Consider the following 980-nt stretch of genomic DNA (forward strand, 5'->3'; position numbering starts at 1 on the left):
GGCAGCTGCGGCGCGCGCGCGTGCAGCGCTTCGCGCATCAGCTGCGGCGACGGCGCGATGCGTCCGCCGAGGTGATGGCCATCGCCGTCGACAAGATCCAGCGTGAGCGCGGTACCGATGCCGCAGACCAGCACCGGGCCCGGCACGTGGCGACGCGCGCCGAGCATCGCGAGGAAGCGGTCGACGCCGAGCCGCGCGGGCGTTGCATAGGCGATTCGAAGGCCATCGAAATGCGCCTGCGTCCGCGCGAGCTCGATGCGCGAGCAGCGACGCACGAGCGCATCGAGCAATGCCACGCGCAATCCGTCACTGGCGACGCTGGCGACGAAGGCGACGTCGAAACGTTCCGGAAGCACGCTGTCGAGCCCGTCGACGAAGTCCGCATGCGGCAGCGCGTGAACCGTCCCCACGACCCCGGCCACGAGCGGCGCGCACTTCAGGCGCGTGTTGCCGAGATCGAACAGCCACGCGCTCATTGCGCCGCCCTCAGGCTGACTTCGCCGGCATGCACGGTGCGCTCGCCGGCAGCGGTACGGACGCGCAACGCACCGTCGTCGGCCAGGCCAAGTACGTGCGCGGGTTCCGTGCGATCCGGGAGGTGCAGGAGCACGTCGCGGGCGTGCAGCGCGTCGAACTCGGGCCACTGCGCCGCGAACGGCGCGAAGCCGTCGCGGTCGAAGGTGTCCAGCGCGGGCAGCAGGTGCGCCAGCAGCCGGGCGGCCAACGCATTGCGTGACTGCGCATGGCCGAGCTGCGCCAGGTCGATCCACGGTTGGTCGATCGCCGCGGCTGCTTGCTCGGGCAGGCGCACGTTGAGCCCGATGCCGATCACCGCGCGCACCGGGCCGGCGTGTTCGCCGCCGCCTTCGACAAGCAGGCCGCCGAGTTTTCGCAGGCCGTCCTCGCGCTCGACGACGAGGTCGTTGGGCCACTTGAGCGCCACTTCGGCGCAGCCCGAAGCGCGCAACGCCGCCGCGGTG

2 protein-coding genes are annotated in these 980 nt (G+C 71.8%); both read right to left on the minus strand.

Features of this window, described 5'->3' with window-relative positions; genetic code table 11:
• A partial coding sequence (locus FW784_RS14050) for a type III pantothenate kinase (RefSeq protein WP_149353941.1) occupies window positions 1-476 on the minus strand: 476 nt, incomplete at its 3' end.
• A partial coding sequence (locus FW784_RS14055) for a biotin--[acetyl-CoA-carboxylase] ligase (protein ID WP_235893696.1) occupies window positions 473-980 on the minus strand: 508 nt, incomplete at its 5' end. The genes FW784_RS14055 and FW784_RS14050, both read right to left, overlap by 4 nt.

The sequence above is a fragment of the Cognatilysobacter lacus genome, assembly GCF_008274655.1.
Taxonomy (GTDB): domain Bacteria; phylum Pseudomonadota; class Gammaproteobacteria; order Xanthomonadales; family Xanthomonadaceae; genus Cognatilysobacter; species Cognatilysobacter lacus.